Source organism: Cryobacterium algoritolerans (assembly GCF_004402785.1).
GTDB lineage: Bacteria > Actinomycetota > Actinomycetes > Actinomycetales > Microbacteriaceae > Cryobacterium > Cryobacterium algoritolerans.
In genome coordinates, this window is sequence record NZ_SOFP01000047.1 from 169949 (window position 1) to 186292 (window position 16344).

At 68.2% G+C, this 16344-nt stretch carries 14 protein-coding genes; 5 read left to right on the forward strand and 9 right to left on the reverse strand.

Annotation, left to right across the window (positions count from 1 at the left end; translation table 11 throughout):
• Positions 1-2 precede the first annotated feature (2 nt).
• The gene (locus tag E3O19_RS10760) at positions 3-2534 is read right to left on the reverse strand and encodes a DEAD/DEAH box helicase (protein WP_134567462.1); all 2532 of its coding nucleotides are present in this window, start codon (positions 2532-2534) and stop codon (positions 3-5) included.
• A 194-nt stretch (positions 2535-2728) separates the two neighbouring features.
• Between E3O19_RS10760 and E3O19_RS10765 the strand changes: the two genes are divergently transcribed.
• Together E3O19_RS10765 and E3O19_RS10770 are read left to right on the forward strand one after the other, a co-directional pair.
• Positions 2729-4312, forward strand: a complete 1584-nt coding sequence (locus E3O19_RS10765) for a molybdopterin-dependent oxidoreductase (RefSeq protein WP_134567464.1) — start codon at positions 2729-2731, stop codon at positions 4310-4312.
• A gap of 133 nt (positions 4313-4445) precedes the next feature.
• Positions 4446-4838: a TraR/DksA family transcriptional regulator gene (locus tag E3O19_RS10770; protein ID WP_134567466.1), complete on the forward strand. Its 393-nt coding sequence runs from the start codon at positions 4446-4448 to the stop codon at positions 4836-4838.
• A gap of 17 nt (positions 4839-4855) precedes the next feature.
• On the opposite strand, the gene E3O19_RS10775 is transcribed toward E3O19_RS10770, so the two are convergent.
• From E3O19_RS10775 to E3O19_RS10790, 4 genes are all read right to left on the reverse strand, one after another.
• Entirely contained in the window at positions 4856-6835 is a 1980-nt protein-coding gene (locus tag E3O19_RS10775; RefSeq protein WP_134567467.1) for an ABC transporter ATP-binding protein, read from the reverse strand.
• Positions 6832-8565, reverse strand: coding sequence for an ABC transporter ATP-binding protein (locus E3O19_RS10780; RefSeq protein ID WP_134567469.1), 1734 nt, complete (start codon positions 8563-8565; stop codon positions 6832-6834). Before E3O19_RS10780 ends, E3O19_RS10775 begins: the two co-directional genes overlap by 4 nt.
• Before the next feature lie 9 nt (positions 8566-8574).
• A complete protein-coding gene (locus E3O19_RS10785) occupies positions 8575-9183 on the reverse strand; it encodes a TetR/AcrR family transcriptional regulator (RefSeq protein WP_134567471.1) in 609 nt (202 codons plus the stop codon).
• 148 nt (positions 9184-9331) lie between these two features.
• Positions 9332-10294 carry an aldo/keto reductase gene (locus E3O19_RS10790; RefSeq protein ID WP_134567473.1) on the reverse strand — a complete coding sequence of 321 codons (963 nt, stop codon included), beginning with the start codon at positions 10292-10294 and terminating at the stop codon, positions 9332-9334.
• An 81-nt stretch (positions 10295-10375) separates the two neighbouring features.
• On the opposite strand from E3O19_RS10790, the gene E3O19_RS10795 reads away from it, so the two are divergent.
• The 3 genes from E3O19_RS10795 (at position 10376) to E3O19_RS10805 (ending at position 12714) form a co-directional block, all read left to right on the forward strand.
• Positions 10376-11494 (forward strand): N(5)-(carboxyethyl)ornithine synthase, encoded by a 1119-nt coding sequence (locus E3O19_RS10795; protein ID WP_166804537.1) that lies wholly within the window; start codon positions 10376-10378, stop codon positions 11492-11494.
• Positions 11495-11596: 102 nt separating this feature from the next.
• Entirely contained in the window at positions 11597-12142 is a 546-nt protein-coding gene (locus E3O19_RS10800) for a methylated-DNA--[protein]-cysteine S-methyltransferase (RefSeq protein WP_134567477.1), read from the forward strand.
• Positions 12139-12714 (forward strand): DNA-3-methyladenine glycosylase I, encoded by a 576-nt coding sequence (locus E3O19_RS10805; protein ID WP_134567479.1) that lies wholly within the window; start codon positions 12139-12141, stop codon positions 12712-12714. The genes E3O19_RS10800 and E3O19_RS10805 overlap by 4 nt, the downstream gene beginning before the upstream one ends.
• A gap of 95 nt (positions 12715-12809) precedes the next feature.
• On the opposite strand, the gene E3O19_RS10810 is transcribed toward E3O19_RS10805, so the two are convergent.
• From E3O19_RS10810 to atpD, 4 genes are read right to left on the reverse strand one after another with little or no spacing between them, the layout of a single operon-like run.
• On the reverse strand, positions 12810-13781 hold the full coding sequence (locus tag E3O19_RS10810; protein ID WP_134567612.1) for a malate dehydrogenase: 972 nt from the start codon (positions 13779-13781) through the stop codon (positions 12810-12812).
• A 46-nt stretch (positions 13782-13827) separates the two neighbouring features.
• Positions 13828-14598, reverse strand: a complete 771-nt coding sequence (locus E3O19_RS10815; protein ID WP_134567481.1) for a YaaA family protein — start codon at positions 14596-14598, stop codon at positions 13828-13830.
• Between the two features lie 4 nt (positions 14599-14602).
• A complete protein-coding gene (locus E3O19_RS10820) occupies positions 14603-14866 on the reverse strand; it encodes a F0F1 ATP synthase subunit epsilon (protein WP_134522521.1) in 264 nt (87 codons plus the stop codon).
• Between the two features lie 2 nt (positions 14867-14868).
• The gene (gene atpD, locus E3O19_RS10825; protein ID WP_134567483.1) at positions 14869-16332 is read right to left on the reverse strand and encodes a F0F1 ATP synthase subunit beta; all 1464 of its coding nucleotides are present in this window, start codon (positions 16330-16332) and stop codon (positions 14869-14871) included.
• Positions 16333-16344 lie beyond the last annotated feature (12 nt).

Here is a 16344-nt window from a genome sequence, read left to right on the forward strand (position 1 = left end):
CCCTACAGCCGGTTGACCCCGGTGACCCGCAGCACGGCGGCGCCGAGTTCGTCGGATGCGGCCAGGTCGACCGTGGCGCTGATGCCCCAGTCGTGGTCGCCGGCCGGGTCGTCGAAGATCTGTCTGGCGGTCCAGACGGTGGCCCCCTCGTCGAGGATCAGCAGACCCGCTCCGCGGGCATTCGCACCAGCGAGCAGCTCGTCGTGCTCGGCGAAGTAGCCGTCCATGGCGTCGGCCCAGGCATCCGCGGTGAAGCCGTGTTCACGGTCGAGTTCGCCGAGCTCGTCGTAGTGCTCAAGCGCCGCCAGCTGCACCCGGCGGAAGAGTTCGTTGCGCACGAGGATGCGGAAGGCCCGGGTGTTCGTCGTCAGGCGGCGCGGAGCCGGCGGCAGCACCGAGTGGGCCCCGGCCTCGTGCACGGCAAGGTCGGGGTGGATGAGCTCCTCCCACTCGTCGAGCAGGCTTGAGTCCACCTGGCGCACGAGCTCGCCGAGCCACTCGATCAGGTCGAGCAGGTCCTCGGTCTTCGCCTCGTCCGGGATGGTCTGCCTGGCGGCCCGGTAGGCATCGGAGAGGTAGCGCAGCACGACACCCTCGCTGCGGGCGAGCTTGTAGAAGGCGATGAACTCGCCGAACGACATCGCCCGCTCGTACATGTCGCGCACGACCGTTTTTGGGCGTAACGCGAAGTCGGCGATCCACGGCTGCGATTGCTTGTAGGTGTCGAACGTGTAGGTGAGCAGTTCCTCGAGCGGCTTGGGCCAGGTGATCTCCTCCAGCAGCGCCATCCGCTCGTCGTACTCGATGCCCTCCCGTTTCATCGCGTTCACGGCCTCACCGCGGGCGGCGAATTGCTGGCCCATCAGCACCGGGCGCGGGTCGTCGAGGGTGGCCTCGACGATCGAGATCATGTCAAGTGCATAGTTGCCGGTCCCTGAGTCCACCGCGGGATCGGGGTCGAGCAGCGCGAACGCGGCGAGCGCGAACGGGGAGAGCGGCTGGTTGAGGGCGAAGTTCGGCTGCAGGTCGACGGTCAGGCGGATGTCCGTGCGCCCGGTCGACGAGTCGAGCTTCTGTTCAACGATCCCCGCCGCGCGCAGCGTCTTGTAGATCCCCAGCGCCCGCCGGGCGTGCGCGAGCTGGCGCTTCCAGGGCTCGTGGTTGTCGAAGACCAGAGCGTAGACGTGGGCATACGCGTCGCCGCCCCGCCCGATCACGTTGATCAGCATCGCCGCGGTCATCTGCATGCTCGACTGCATGGTTTCCGGCTCGGCCGCGACGAGCCGCTGGAACGACGGCTCGCCCCAGGAGACGAAGCCCTCCGGTGCCTTCTTGCGGATGATCTTGCGCTTCTTCTTCGGGTCGTCGCCGGCCTTTTCGATCGCCTTGAGGTTGTCGGTCTCGTGGTCCGGTGCCTGCACGGCCACCGTCCCGGCGGTGTCGTAGCCGGCCCGGCCGGCCCGCCCGGCGATCTGGTGGAATTCGCGGGCGTTCAGCTGGCGCATCTTCACGCCGTCGTATTTGGTGAGTGCGGTGAACAGCACGGTGCGGATCGGCACGTTGATGCCGACGCCGAGCGTGTCGGTGCCGCAGATCACCCGGAGCAGGCCGCGCTGGGCGAGCTGCTCGACCAGCCGGCGGTACTTGGGCAGCATGCCTGCGTGATGCACGCCGATGCCCATCCGGATCAGCCGGGACAGGGTCTTTCCGAAGCTAGTGGTGAAGCGGAACTCGCCGATCAGCTCCGCGATCGCCTCCTTCTGCTCCTTGGTCGCCACCTTCGCGCTGCTCAGCGCCTGGGCGCGCTCCAGGGCGGCCGCCTGCGCGAAGTGCACGATGTAGACCGGCGCCTGCCCGGTCTTCAGCAGGTCCTCGACCGTCTCGTGCACGGGCGTGGTCTCGTAGAAGTAGTGCAGGAGCACGGGCCGCTCCACGCCGGTGACGACAGCGGTGGGCCGGCCGGTGCGCCGGGCGAGGTCATCGGCGATGACCGTGACGTCGCCCAGGGTGGCCGACATCAGGATGAACTGCACCCGCGGCAGCAACAGCAGCGGCACCTGCCAGGCCCAGCCGCGGTCCGGGTCGCCGTAGAAGTGGAATTCGTCCATCACGACCTGGTCCACCTGGGTGTCCTCGCCGCTGCGCAGCGCCAGGTTCGCGAGGATCTCCGCTGTGCAGCAGATGATCGGGGCGTCGGAGTTCACCGAGGAATCGCCGGTCATCATGCCCACGTTCTCGGCGCCGAAGATGTCGACGAGAGCGAAGAACTTCTCGCTGACCAGCGCCTTGATCGGGGCGGTGTAGAAGGTGCGTTTGCCGGCGGACAGCGCGGCGAAGTGCGCGCCGACGGCCACCAGCGACTTGCCGGTGCCGGTCGGGGTGCTCAGGATGAGGTTCGCCCCGGACACGATCTCGATCACCGCTTCTTCCTGGGCCGGGTAGAGCGCCAGGCCCTGCTCGACGGCCCAGAGTTCGAATGCCTCGAACAGGATGTCCGGGTCGGTGACATGCGGGAGCGCGGTGAGAGTAGCCATGATCCTTCGATCCTGCCCTACTCCACTGGGCGTCCGCTCCTGCGGGTGCCGGAGCGCCCCGGCAAGCGGCCCGGCAGCGGCCCGGGCCGGCTCTGGGAAATGCTGTCGTTCCCGGCCGGCCCCGGCCGAAAACCGCAGCGAATCGTAAGGACTTCCCCGGCGCGCCCCGGACTCCGCGTACCTATGCTGAACGAATGGCCAGCCCAGAGCGTCCTCCCCGTTCCCCCACCGTCGCGCGCGCCTGGCGGCTGTGGGGCCCCGCCGTGGCCGGGGTCGCCGCTGCGCTGGCCAGCCTGGGCGCGGCCGAGCTTACCGCCGCACTCCTCGCCCCGGCGGGCAGCCCGATCCTGGCCGTCGGCGCCCTCGTGATCGATCTCGTCCCCGCCTGGGTCAAGGAGTTGGTCATCGCCGTGTTCGGCACGGGCGACAAGGCGGTGCTGATCGTCTGCGTCGCTGTGGGCGCCCTCGTATTGGCCGCCGTCGCGGGCGTCGTCGAATCCCGTCGTCCGCCGTTCGGCCGCGCGCTCGTCGTGGCGGCAGGTGGCCTCGCGGTCGTCGCCGTGCTTACCAGGGCGAGCTCCGCCACCTTCGACGCCGTGCCGTCGGTGATCGCGATGGTGGTCGGGGCGGTCATGCTCACCGTCCTGGTCGCCCGGTTGCCCCGCACCGTGTCGACCGCCTCTGCGACGGCCCTCCACCCGGGCCCCGATCCCGACCGCAGACGATTCCTCGCCTGGACCGGCGTGAGCGCCGGCCTCGGGCTCCTGGCTGTGATCGGCGGCCAGCTCGTGTCGGCCGGTACCAGGGCCACGGATGCCGCCCGCGCCCTGTTCACCCTGCCCGTCCCGGCCACGGCGTCGGCCCCGATCCCGGCCGGAGCCGACCTCGCGATCGAGGGCCTCTCCCCCGTGATCACGCCGAATCTCGGCTTCTACCGGATCGACACGGCGCTGCAGGTGCCCCGGATCGATCCAACGACCTGGACGCTCAAGATCACCGGCATGGTCGAGAACGAGGTCGAGCTGACCTTCGCGGAGCTCCTCGCCCTACCGCTGGAGGAAAGCACCACGACGCTCACCTGCGTGTCCAACCCCGTGGGCGGCGACCTGATCGGCAACGCCACCTGGCTCGGCTACCCGGTCCGGCTGCTGCTCGCCCGGGCGAAGCCGCGCCCCGGCGCCGACATGGTGCTCTCCCGCAGCGAGGACGGCTGGACCGCGAGCACCCCGCTGGAGGTGCTGACCGATGACCGCAACGCGATCCTCGCCGTCGGCATGAACGGCGTGCCGCTCCCCCTCGAGCACGGTTACCCGGTGCGGATGGTCGTGCCCGGGCTCTACGGCTACGTCTCGGCCACCAAATGGGTGGTCGAGCTGAACGTGACCCGGTTCGACCTGGAGACCGCGTACTGGACCAACCGCGGCTGGACCGAACGCGGACCGGTGAAGCTGTCCTCCAGGATCGACGTGCCGCGCGCGGGGGCCCGGGTGCCGGCCGGACCGGTGATGCTTGCCGGCGTCGCCTGGTCGCAGCACGTGGGAATCCGTTTTGTGCAGGTGCAGGTCGACGACGGCCCCTGGAACGACGCGAACCTGGCCGACGCGATCTCCGCCGACACCTGGCGCCAGTGGAGCTGGCAGTGGACCGCGCCCGCCGGCCGGCACACCCTCCGGGTACGGGCGACCGACGCCGCCGGGCTCGTGCAGACCTCGGTGGTGCGCGATGTGGTCCCCGACGGGGCCACCGGGCTGCAGCAGGTGCCGGTGACGGTCGGCTGAGGTGACGGTCGACTGACTTGTCCACCGACCTCCGCCTGCCCCGCGACAGTCAGGCCGGCCGGGCGTATCCTCAACAGCACAATCCTCGCGACGCGGTGTTATGCCCTTCAGCGAGCCGCTCGAAAGGACAGCCATGCGCACCCAGACGAAGCTCTCCCCCGCCGACCTGCGGCACTTCGAGGGCCTGCTGTTGGAGGAGCGCCGCGAACTTGACGTGGCCCTCGACCGGATCACCCACACCCTCGATGACGTGATCGAAGCCAGGAACAGCGGCACCGCCGACGACGAGCACGATCCGGAGGGTCCCACGCTCACGATGGAGTGGTCGCGGATCTCGGGCGTGCACAGCGAGTTCGAGGCGAAGGCTGCCACGGTCGACCGGGCGCTCGCCCGGATCAGCGACGGCAGTTACGGGCTGTGCGTGCGCGGCGGCGAACCGATCGGGCGGGCCCGGCTCGAGGCCAGGCCCGCCGCCGAGCTGTGCATCGACTGCGCCCGCGACGCGGAGGCGCGCCCACGGGCGTGACCCCGAGCCCGTTCTCCCTAGACCTCGTCGGTGACCGGGGCCGCGAACTGGGCGTTGTAGAGCGCGTGGTAGGCGCCATCGGCCGCGAGCAGCTCGTCGTGCGCGCCCAACTCGACGATCCGGCCGGCCTCCATCACCAGGATGAGGTCGGCGTCGCGGATTGTGGACAGGCGGTGCGCGATCACGAAACTGGTCCGGTCGGCGCGGAGCGCGCTCATGGCCTTTTGCACGAGCACCTCGGTGCGGGTGTCGACGGAGCTGGTCGCCTCGTCCAGGATCAGCACGCTGGGCTTGGCCAGGAACGCCCGGGCGATCGTGAGCAGCTGCTTCTCGCCGGCGCTGACGTTGCCGCCCTCGTCGTCGAGCACTGTGTCGTAGCCGTCCGGTAGCGAGTGCACGAACCGGTCGACGTAGGTTGCCCGTGCGGCGGCCTGAATGTCCTCCTCAGTGGCATCCGGACGCCCGTAGGCGATGTTCTCCCTGATGGTGCCGCCGAACAGCCAGGTGTCCTGGAGCACCATTCCCATCCGGCCGCGCAGGTCGTCGCGGGTCATCTTCGCGACGTCGACGCCGTCGAGGGTGATCCGGCCGGAGTCCAGCTCGTAGAAACGCATCATCAGGTTGACCAGGGTGGTCTTGCCTGCGCCGGTCGGCCCGACGATCGCGACCGTCTGGCCTGGTTCCGCAATGAGGCTGATGTGCTCGATCAGCGGCTGGTCGGCGGTGTAGCGGAACGACACGTCCTCGAAGGCGAGCCGGCCGTGGACGGTGGGCGGGGTCTCGGCCGGTTTCGGGTCGGGGCTCTGCTCCTCGCCGTCGAGCAGGTCGAAGACACGCTCGGCGGACGCGACACCGGACTGGAGCAGGTTGGCCATCGAACCGAGCTGCGCGAGCGGCTGGGTGAACTGCCGGGAGTACTGGATGAAGGCCTGCACGTCGCCGAGCTGCATCGTACCGGACGCCACCTGCAGCCCGCCGACGACGGCGATGCCGACGTAGACGAGGTTGCCGATGAACGTCATCGCCGGCATGATCATGCCGCTGATGAACTGTGCGCCGAAGCTGGCCTGGTAGAGCTCCTCGTTCTTGACCCTGAATCGCTCTTCGACTTCCTTCTGGCGGCCGAACACCTTGACCAGGGCGTGCCCGGTGAAGGTCTCCTCGATCTGGCCGTTCAGTTCGCCGGTGTTCTTCCACTGCCCCACGAAGAGTTTCTGCGAGCGCTTGGCGATGAGCATCGTGGTCACCAGCGTGAGCGGCACCGTGACCAGTGCGATCACGGCGAGCAGCGGCGAGAGCAGGAACATCATCACGATGACCCCGATCACCGTCAGGAGCGAGGTGACGATCTGGCTGAGGGACTGCTGCAGGCTCTGTGACACGTTGTCAACGTCGTTGGTGACCCGGCTGAGCAGTTCACCGCGCTGAACGGTGTCGAAGTAGCGCAGCGGCAGGCGGTTGATCTTCGCCTCGATCTCGTCGCGCAGACGGAACACCGTGCGCTGCACGACCCCGTTGAGCACGTAGGCCTGAATCCAGCTGAACGTCGAGGACAGCACGTAGAGGATCATCGCCCACAGCAGCACCGCAGACAGCGCTGCGACGTCGATGCCGAGCCCCGGTGTGAGGGTCATGCCGCTGAGCATGTCCGCCTTGGCGGTCTCCCCGGCCGCGCGGAGCCCGGCGATGATGTCGGCCTGGCTGGCTCCGGAGGGAAGAGCCTTGGACACGATGCCGGAGAAGATCAGGTTCGTGCCCTGGCCGAGCAGCCGCGGGCCGATCACCGAGAAGGTGACGCTCACCACGGCGAGAACCAGCACGAGCAGGAGCCAGAGTCGTTCGGGCCTGAGCTTGCCGATCAGCCGCCTGGCCGACGGGCCGAAGTTCATCGCTTTCTCGGCCGGGGCACTCATGCCGCCGAACGGGCCGTGCCCGCCGCCGGGTCCGCGTGGCGGCGGTCGGTCCGCCGCGGGCCGTTCCCTGGTTGCCTCGCTCATGCCGCTTCCTCCGCTGTGAGCTGTGATGACACGATTTCCTGGTAGGTGCCGCTGCTCTCGAGCAGCTCGTGATGGGTGCCAGCGCCGACGATGCGGCCGTCTTCGAGCACGAGAATCTGGTCGGCGTCGATGATGGTCGACACCCGCTGCGCCACGATGATCATCGTCGCCCCATCGGTGCCGGTCTTCAGAGCGGCCCGCAGCCGGGCATCCGTGGCCAGGTCGAGGGAGGAGAATGAGTCGTCGAAGATGTAGATCTCCGGGCGCTTGATCAGCGCGCGCGCGATCGCGAGCCGCTGTCGCTGGCCGCCGGACACGTTGGTGCCGCCCTGGGCGATCGGGGAGTCGAGCCCCTCCGGCATCTCCGAGACGAAGTCCCTCGCCTGGGCGATCGTGAGCGCCCGCCAGAGTTCCTCTTCGGTGGCGTCCGGCTTGCCGTACTGCAGATTGCTGCGAACGGTTCCGGAGAACAGGTAGGGTTTCTGCGGCACGAGGCCGATGTGCCCCCAGAGCAGGTCGGGGTTGAGCTCGCGCACGTCCACGCCGTCGACGAGCACCGAGCCGCTCGTGGCGTCGAAGAGCCGAGGCAGCAGGTTGACCAGGGTGGTTTTGCCGGAGCCGGTGCTGCCGATGATCGCGGTGGTCTGCCCGGAGCGGGCCAGGAAGCTCACATTGCTGAGCACCGGCTGCTCGGCCCCCGGGTAGGCGAAACCCACGTCCAGCAGGGCGAGTTCACCGCGGCCGACGGTCGCGTTCACCGGATTGGCCGGGGGAACCACGCTCGACCTGGTGCCGAGCACCTCGCCGATCCGGTCGGCGGAGACAGTCGCGCGCGGGATCATCACGGCCATGAAGGTCGCCATCATCACGGCCATCAGGATCTGCATGAGGTAGGAGAGGAACGCGATCAGGGTGCCGACCTGCATCGAGCCGTCCTGGATCCGGAACGCCCCGAACCAGATAACGGCGACGCTCGAGACGTTGAGCACGAGCATCACGATCGGGAACATCAGCGCCATCAGCCGGCCCGCCCGCAGCGCGTAGTCGGTGACGTCCTCGTTTGCCACGGTGAAGCGGGCCTGCTCGCGGTCCTCGCGCACGAAGGCACGAATGACCCGGATGCCGGTGAGCTGTTCACGAAGCACCCGGTTGATCGTGTCGATCTTCGCCTGCATCACCCGGAACAGCGGCACCATCCGAACGATGATCAGGCCGACGGCTATCAGGAGCACGGGCACGCTCACCGCGATCAGCCACGAGAGTTGCACGTCCTGGCGGATCGCCATGATCACGCCGCCGATGGAGAGGATCGGCGCGGAGACCATCAGGGTGGAGGTCATCAGCACGAGCATCTGCACCTGCTGGACATCGTTGGTGGAGCGGGTGATCAGCGACGGGGCGCCGAAGCGGGTGACCTCCTGCTCCGAGAACTCGCCGACCCGGGAGAAGACCGCTCCGCGCAGGTCACGCCCGAGCGCCATGGCCGCCTTCGCGCCGAAGTAGACCGCGATGATCGAGCAGACGATCTGGGCGAAGGTGATCAGCAGCATCGTCCCGCCGATGCGGAGGATGTAACCGGTGTCGCCCTTGGCGACACCCTCGTCGATGATGTCGGCGTTGAGGGTGGGCAGATAGAGCGATGCGATCGACTGCGCCAGCTGGAAGACGACCACCGCCGCCAGAAGGCGCCGGTATGGCCGCAGGTACTTCACGAGCAGTTTCCGGAGCATCGGTTTCTCCTAGGCGGTGCGGTGCGGGGACGCGGTGGCGTCCTGCGGGGTGGGTCGACCCATGATTCCGTGCAGGATCAGGGTGGTGATCTCGTCATCGTCGAAGTCTGGGCCGTTGCGGATCTGGGGCACGGATGCCGCGAGCGTCACCATCCGGATGATCTGGCCGACCCGGTCGGCCGGCACGGAGAGCCGTTCGAGGTCGTCACCGAGCACGCGGGTCACGATCGCCTCGTACTGGTGGGGACCCTTGTGCCCGGGTGGCGGACCGTGCCGGCCAAGCGCGGTCATCAGCGTGAACACCGTGGTGAACCGCCCGCGCATCAGGGTGACCACCCTGCGAATCCGTTCCTCGAACGGGAGGAGCGGGTCGATCTCGGCCAGCTGCCGCCGGAACGGCTCCGGATCAAGGTGACGGGCCACCGCGGCCTGGATCAGCTCATCCTTGCTGCCGAAGGCGCGGAAGATCGTTCCCTCTGCAATCCCGGCACAGTCCGCGATCTGCCGGGTGGTGACGGCCTGACCGTGCTCGAGCAGCAGCGGGGTGACCGCGTCGATCAGCATCGACTGGCGATCCTCGACGGACAGCGATTTCGCTCGTGCGGGTTTGACGGCCATCCACTCACTCTAAATGAGTGAGCACTCACTCACAAGCACCCATCACCATTTCCTGTCGAATTCGACGGTGATTTTGCCCGCAGAGTCCAAGAACCTGCCTGCCGGACGCGATATCGCCAAAATGTCCGTCGAATTCGACGGGACGAGGTCAGGCGAAAAGGTCGGAGATCCAGGCGACCTCGGCCGCGTTCGGCTGCCAGGCCGTCGCAGCATCCGCGTTCTGGCGGATCTGCTCCGGCCTGGTCGCACCGGCGATCACGCTGGTCAGCCCGGGCTGGGCGAGCAGCCAGGCCAGCGTGGCCGCGAGCATGGTCACCTCCCGCTCGTCGCACCAGTCCTGGTAGGCCTCGAGCAGGTCCCACGGGGCGTCGTCGACCAGGTGGCGCCTGATCATCATGATCCGGCTGTCGGCTGGCCCGCCGTCACGGGAGAACTTGCCGGTGAACAGGCCATTGTAGAGCGGGAAAAACGGCAGGAAGCCCAGGCCGTAGGCGTTGACCGCGGGCAGAACCTCGTCTTCCGCGTCGCGCACGAGCAGGCTGTATTCGTTCTGCGCCGAGATGAACCGCGGATGCGACCCGAGCCTGGCCGTGAATTCGGCCTCGGCGATCTGCCAGCCGGCCAGGTTGGAGTGGCCGATGTAACGGATCTTGCCCTCGCCGATGAGGTCGTCGAGGGTGTCGAGGGTCTCCTCGATCGGCGTGTTCGGGTCGGGCTGGTGCAGCTGGTACAGGTCGATCCAGTCGGTCTGCAGGCGCCGGAGCGACCCCTCGACGGCACGGCGGATATAGCGGCGCGAGCCCCTGGCGTTCCAGTCCGGCCCGTTCGTGCCGTTCATGTCCATGCCGAACTTGGTGGCGAGCACGATCTTGTCCCGGTTTCCGCGCAACGCGTGGCCCATCAGGGTCTCGCTGAGGCCCCGCTCGGCGCCGTAGATGTCGGCCGTGTCGAACAGGGTGACGCCCGCCGCGATGGCCGCGTCGATCACCGCCGTCGTGCCCGCCTGCCCGGCCGTTGCCGTTCCGGCCCGGCCGAAGTTGTTGCAGCCGAGTCCGATCGTGGACACCATGAGTCCGGACTTGCCGAGTGCACGGTATTCGATCTCTGCCATCACCCCAGACTAGGGCCGCACGCCTGTGCTAGACAGGACACAATCAAAGGGGTGCCAGTGAGCGGACTCACGCTCGGAGTAATGTCTCGTTCCGGCAAGCCGAACGAACGCCGCCTGCCCATTCACCCGCACCACCTCAACCGAATCGAACCCGCCGTGCGGAAGCAGATCTTCCTCGAAGCCGGGTACGGCGAGCAGTTCGGCGTGTCCGATGCCCAACTCGCGCCGCTGGTGGGCGGGCTGCGCACCCGGGATGAGCTCATCCGGGACTGCGACGTCATCCTTCTGGCCAAGCCGCTACTGCGCGACGTCGCCGAGCTGCGCGACGGACAGGTCCTCTGGGGCTGGCCGCACTGCGTGCAGGATGACGCGCTCACCCAGCTGGCCATCGACAAGCGACTGACCCTGATCGCGTTCGAGGCGATGAACCACTGGACCGGCGGCGGCGACTTCCACCTGCACGTACTCCACAAGAACAACGAGCTGGCCGGCTACTCCTCCGTGCTGCACACCCTGGCCTTGACCGGGTCGACCGGCGATTACGGTCGCAGACTCCGGGCCGCGGTGATCGGCTTCGGCGCGACGGCCAGGGGCGCGGTGACGGCGCTGAACGCCCTCGGCGTCTACGCCGTGACCGTGCTGACCAGTCGCGACGTCACCGCGGTCAGTTCCCCGATCCACTCCGCCCAGATCGTGCGGCTCGAACACGGGTCGGGCCCGCACCAGAATTTTGCGCTCCCCGACGGTGGGCGGATACCCCTGCCGGAGTACCTGGCCGGCTATGACATCATCGTCAACTGTGTGCTTCAGGACCCGAACGCCCCGCTCATCTTCCTGACCGACGACGACCTGCGTCTGCTCATCCCCGGCTCCCTGATCATCGACGTCTCCTGCGACGCCGGCATGGGGTTCACCTGGGCCAGGCCCACGTCGTTTGACCACCCGACCTTCCCGGTCGGTGACAACGTGACCTACTACGCCGTCGACCACAGTCCCTCCTACCTCTGGAAGTCCGCCACCTGGGAGATCAGCGAGGCGCTGCTCCCCTACCTGCCGGAGCTCCTCGGCGGGGCCGCAGCCTGGGACGCGAACGAGACGCTGCGGCGGGCGATCGAGATCCGCGGGGGCGTCATCCAGAACCCCGACATCCTGGCCTTCCAGCAGCGTTCCGGTGCCTACCCGCATCCGCATCTCGCCTGACGCACAGGCGCTGAGCCTCCTTCCACAGGCTCGGCCGGAAGGCGTTCACGCCGTGTCCGAAACCCGCTAGTGTCGTGCCGCGGCGCCGACTACAGTCGAAACATGACCAGCATCGCACCCTCGTTGATTCGTCTCCCCAGCCCGATCGGCCGGCTCGAACTCACCGCCGATTCCGAGAGCCTCCTCTCGCTGTCGATCGAACGCGCCGGCCACCTCCCGCTCGAGCAGTCGCCGGAGTCGCCGTCTTCGCTGCTCGAGCGCGCGGCCGCCGAGCTCGCGGAATATTTCGCCGGTACTCGCACCGGCTTCGACCTTCCGATTCGCTTCACCGGTGGCACCGCCTTCCAGCGGAGCGTGTGGCAGGGACTCGCCGGCCTGGGGTTCGGCGAGGTCATCTCCTACGGTGACCTGGGCGCCTCGATCGGGCGGCCTGGCTCGGGCCGGGCCACCGGCGGCGCGGTCGGCGCCAATCCGGTGCCGATCCTGATCGGCTGCCACCGGGTGCTCGCCGCCAACGGGCGGATCACCGGTTACAGCGGCGGCAACGGCATCCCGACCAAGGCCTGGCTGCTCGACCACGAGGGCATCGGGCACGTGGGAACCCGGCAGGTGGGAACCGGGCCAGACGAAACCGGGCTCGACGCGTGACCACCGCGACCCTGGCCGAGGACGGGCTCGCCCGGTGCGGTTGGGCGGGCTCTGACCCGGAATACCGCCGGTACCACGACGAGGAGTGGGGCCGCCCGCTCCGGGACGACCGGCTCCTGTTCGAGAAGCTGTGCCTGGAGGGTTTCCAGGCCGGCCTGTCCTGGCTCACCATCCTGCGGCGGCGCGCGGCCTTTCGCACCGCATTCTTCGACTTCGACGTCGATCGGGTGGCCGCCATGGACGAAACGGATGTCACCCGGCTCGTCACCGACTCGAGCATCATCCGCCACCGAGGCAAGATCGAGGCGACCATCGGAAACGCCAGGGTCACCCGTGACCTCGGCGAAAGCCTCGCGACCCTGATCTGGAGTTTCGCGTCAGAACCGCGGGCGTCACGACTGTCGGGGCTCGGCGATATCCCCGCGGTCACGCCCGAATCCACGGCGCTCAGCCGGGAACTGCGCGCCCGAGGCTTCCGCTTCGTCGGGCCGACCACCGTCTATGCCCTGATGCAGTCGGCCGGACTGGTCGACGACCACGTCCTCGGCTGCCATCGCGCCGCCGAAGGGTGATTCGCGAGCGCGCCAATTCCGCCACTTCGCTCCTGGCACGCCAGCGGCAAAGCGGCGGAATAGGCGCGGTCAGCGGCGCACATCGCCGCGATGGGTCACGGCAGCAGGCCGAGCGCCCGCACGTGTTCGCGTTCCTCGATCAGTTCGGCGACGGAGGAATCGATCCGGGCCCGCGCGAATGCGTTGATCGACAGACCCTGCACGATCTCCCAACGGCCGTCGATCGCCCGCACGGGGAATGAGGAGAAGAGACCCTCCGGTACGCCGTAGGAGCCGTCGGAGACGATGGCAGCCGAGGTCCACTGGTCTCCGGTGCCGTTCACCCAGTCGTAGACGTGGTCGATGGCGGCACTGGCCGCGCTGGCCGCCGACGATGCCCCGCGGGCCTTGATGATCTCGTAGCCACGCCCCGCCACCCGCGGGATGAACTCGTCCACCAGCCAGGCCTCATCGACGAGGTCGGTGACAGGTCGTCCGCCCACGGTGGCGTGGTTGACGTCCGGGTACTGCAGCGCCGAATGGTTGCCCCAGACGCTGAGCCCGCGCACCTGGTCGACGTGCACGCCCAGTTTCGCCGCGAGCTGCGCGATGCCGCGGTTGTGGTCGAGACGGGTCATCGCGGTGAACCGCTCGGCCGGGATGTCGGGGGCGAACGCGCTCGCGACGAGCGCGTTCGTGTTGGCGGGGTTGCCGACGACCAGCACCCGCACGTCCGGGGCCGCGCCGGCGTTCAGGGCGGTTCCCTGTGGACCGAAGATGCGCCCGTTGCTCTCGAGCAGGCCGACCCGTTCCATCCCGACCGCCCGCGGCCGGGAGCCGACCAGCAGGGCGATGTTGACCCCGTCGAACGCCCGCACGGGGTCCGCGGTGACGGTGACGGTGCGCAGCAGCGGGAAGGCGCAGTCCTGAAGCTCCAGGGCGGTGCCCTCCGCCGCGGCGAGCCCCTCCGGGATCTCCAGCATGGTCAGGTTGACCGGCGTTGTGGGCCCGAGCAGCTGGCCGGACGCGATGCGGAACAGCAGGGCATAGCCGATCTGGCCGGCTGCGCCGGTGACGGTGACATTCATGGCTGGTATGGGCACGAAGCCAGCTTATGGCCGGCGGGCGTCTTCGTCAGGCCTTGGCCGCGCCGACCAGCTGGTCGACGACCAGGTCGAGTTGCCCGGCCGCTCCGGGGCGCAGCGTGAAGCCCGCCGACTCAGCCCAGTCGAGCAGGGTGGTCACGTTCTCGAACGACTCTGCGTGCTCGATCAGTGCGCGGCTGAAGGCACCCTTGGCGGTCTTGTTGAAATGGTTGAGCGCCCGGGTGTGGCCGTCGGATGCCCGGGTGACGACCCGCAGGTAGAGCGAGTCCGGCCGCACCGGCGCGGGTCCGAGGGCCGCGTAGCCGGCCGAGCGGAGGTCGAGCAGGAGCCCGTCGGCGGCGCTGAGGGCAGTGCTCACGGGGCCGCTCCAGTGTTTTTTCAGGGTGATCTCCGGCAGCCGGGAATCGTGGGATAGCCGGTAGGCCGGGATCAGGTCGAGGGCGCCGATCGGGCCGAAGAGCGCGGAGTGCACCCGGACGTGCTCGCCGGACCAGGCCCGCGCGGCCGAGGTCAGAGTCTCGGCGTCGAGGGCGTCGTAGAGCACGCCGGTGTAGCGGTCGAGCGCCGGCATCGTCGCCGATGACGCGAGGGCAAGGTTCCGACCGACCTCCGCCGCCTGGGTGCGGCCGAGCTTGAGGGCGGACATCATGGCGTCCGGATGCTTCGCCAGACCGACCAGCGAACGCACCAGTACCCGCCGGCTGGAGTGCAGCGACGGGTACGTGAGAGTGCGCAGGTCAAGCGGTGCGCCGGTACCGCCTGGACGCTTGGTCTCGGACGGCGGCAGCAGGACTATCAATCGGTTAGACGAGCCCCGCCTTGCGGGCGACGATGGTGACCAGATTGTTGGCCACCGAGAGGAATCCGTCCGCCGCTTCGGCGACGATCTTCTTGCCGTCGGGCAGGGTGAGGCGAACCTCACCGCTGGCCAGGATGGCGAGCATCGGCTCGTGGCCGGCGAGGATGCCGATCTCGCCTTCCACGGTGCGGGCAACGACCATGGTTGCCTCGCCGGACCAGACTTCCTGGTCCGCCGAGACGACGCTGACGTTGAGGGCCGCAGCCATGGTTAGTCGTTCTCCTTCTGGATCTTGGCCCACTTCTCTTCGACGTCGGTGATGCCGCCGACGTTGAAGAAGGCCTGCTCTGCCACGTGGTCGAAGTCACCGTTGGCGATCGCGGTGAAGGATTCGATGGTGTCCTTGAGCGGAACCGTCGAACCCTCGACGCCGGTGAACTTCTTCGCCATGTAGGTGTTCTGCGACAGGAACTGCTGGATCCGGCGAGCACGGGAAACCGTGACCTTGTCCTCTTCGGAGAGCTCGTCAACACCGAGGATCGCAATGATCTCCTGGAGTTCCTTGTTCTTCTGCAGAATCGCCTTGACCCGGACGGCCGTGGTGTAGTGGTCGGCACCCAGGTAGCGGGGGTCGAGGATACGGCTGGTCGAGGTGAGCGGGTCGACGGCCGGGTAGAGGCCCTTCGACGCGATCTCGCGGGACAGCTCGGTCGTCGCGTCGAGGTGGGCGAACGTGGTCGCCGGGGCCGGGTCGGTGTAGTCATCGGCAGGCACGTAGATGGCCTGGAGGGAGGTGATCGAGTGGCCACGGGTGGACGTGATGCGCTCCTGGAGGATGCCCATCTCGTCGGCCAGTGTCGGCTGGTAGCCCACGGCGCTCGGCATGCGACCGAGAAGCGTCGAGACCTCGGAGCCGGCCTGGGTGAAGCGGAAGATGTTGTCGATGAAGAGCAACACGTCCTGCTTGGCGACGTCACGGAAGTACTCCGCCATCGTCAGCGCGGACAGCGCGACGCGAAGACGCGTTCCCGGCGGCTCGTCCATCTGGCCGAAGACAAGGGCGGTCTTGTCGAAGACGCCCGCCTCCTCCATCTCGTGGATGAGGTCGTTGCCCTCACGGGTGCGCTCGCCGACGCCGGCGAACACCGATACTCCACCATGGTCCTGCGCGACGCGCTGGATCATTTCCTGGATCAACACGGTCTTGCCGACGCCGGCTCCCCCGAAGAGTCCGATCTTTCCGCCGAGGACATACGGCGTGAGAAGGTCGATGACCTTGATGCCGGTCTCGAACAGCTGGGTCTTGGACTCGAGCTGGTCGAAGGGCGGCGGCTTGCGGTGGATGGGCCAGCGCTCCGTGATCTCGATCTTCTCGCCCGGCTCAGCGTTGAGCACCTCGCCGATGGCATTGAAGACGCGACCCTTGGTGACGTCGCCGACCGGGACCGTGATGGGAGATCCGGTGTCCCGAACCTCCTGACCGCGGACAAGACCGTCGGTGGGGTTCAGCGCGATGGCGCGGATCAGGTCGTCGCCGAGGTGCTGGGCGACCTCGAGGGTGATCACGGTCGACACCTCCCCGATGACGATCGTCGTCTTCAGCGCGTTGTACATGCCCGGGATCGAGTCGTGCGGGAACTCGATGTCGACGACCGGGCCCGTGACGCGGGCGATCCGGCCGACGGCGACGGTTTCAACCGGTGCGTGGACTGGCGCGGTTGCGGTGTCAGTCATTGCTCTCTCTTC

Coding starts and splice junctions, on each gene's coding strand:
- E3O19_RS10765 (WP_134567464.1), top strand. CDS start 2,729: ATGGCCAGCCCAGAGCGTCCTCCCCGTTCCCCCACCGTCGCGCGCGCC.
- E3O19_RS10775 (WP_134567467.1), bottom strand. CDS start 6,835: ATGAGCGAGGCAACCAGGGAACGGCCCGCGGCGGACCGACCGCCGCCA.
- E3O19_RS10820 (WP_134522521.1), bottom strand. CDS start 14,866: ATGGCTGCGGCCCTCAACGTCAGCGTCGTCTCGGCGGACCAGGAAGTC.
- E3O19_RS10790 (WP_134567473.1), bottom strand. CDS start 10,294: ATGGCAGAGATCGAATACCGTGCACTCGGCAAGTCCGGACTCATGGTG.
- E3O19_RS10770 (WP_134567466.1), top strand. CDS start 4,446: ATGCGCACCCAGACGAAGCTCTCCCCCGCCGACCTGCGGCACTTCGAG.
- E3O19_RS10760 (WP_134567462.1), bottom strand. CDS start 2,534: ATGGCTACTCTCACCGCGCTCCCGCATGTCACCGACCCGGACATCCTG.
- E3O19_RS10810 (WP_134567612.1), bottom strand. CDS start 13,781: ATGAATGTCACCGTCACCGGCGCAGCCGGCCAGATCGGCTATGCCCTG.
- E3O19_RS10780 (WP_134567469.1), bottom strand. CDS start 8,565: ATGCTCCGGAAACTGCTCGTGAAGTACCTGCGGCCATACCGGCGCCTT.
- E3O19_RS10800 (WP_134567477.1), top strand. CDS start 11,597: ATGACCAGCATCGCACCCTCGTTGATTCGTCTCCCCAGCCCGATCGGC.
- atpD (WP_134567483.1), bottom strand. CDS start 16,332: ATGACTGACACCGCAACCGCGCCAGTCCACGCACCGGTTGAAACCGTC.
- E3O19_RS10795 (WP_166804537.1), top strand. CDS start 10,376: ATGTCTCGTTCCGGCAAGCCGAACGAACGCCGCCTGCCCATTCACCCG.
- E3O19_RS10785 (WP_134567471.1), bottom strand. CDS start 9,183: ATGGCCGTCAAACCCGCACGAGCGAAATCGCTGTCCGTCGAGGATCGC.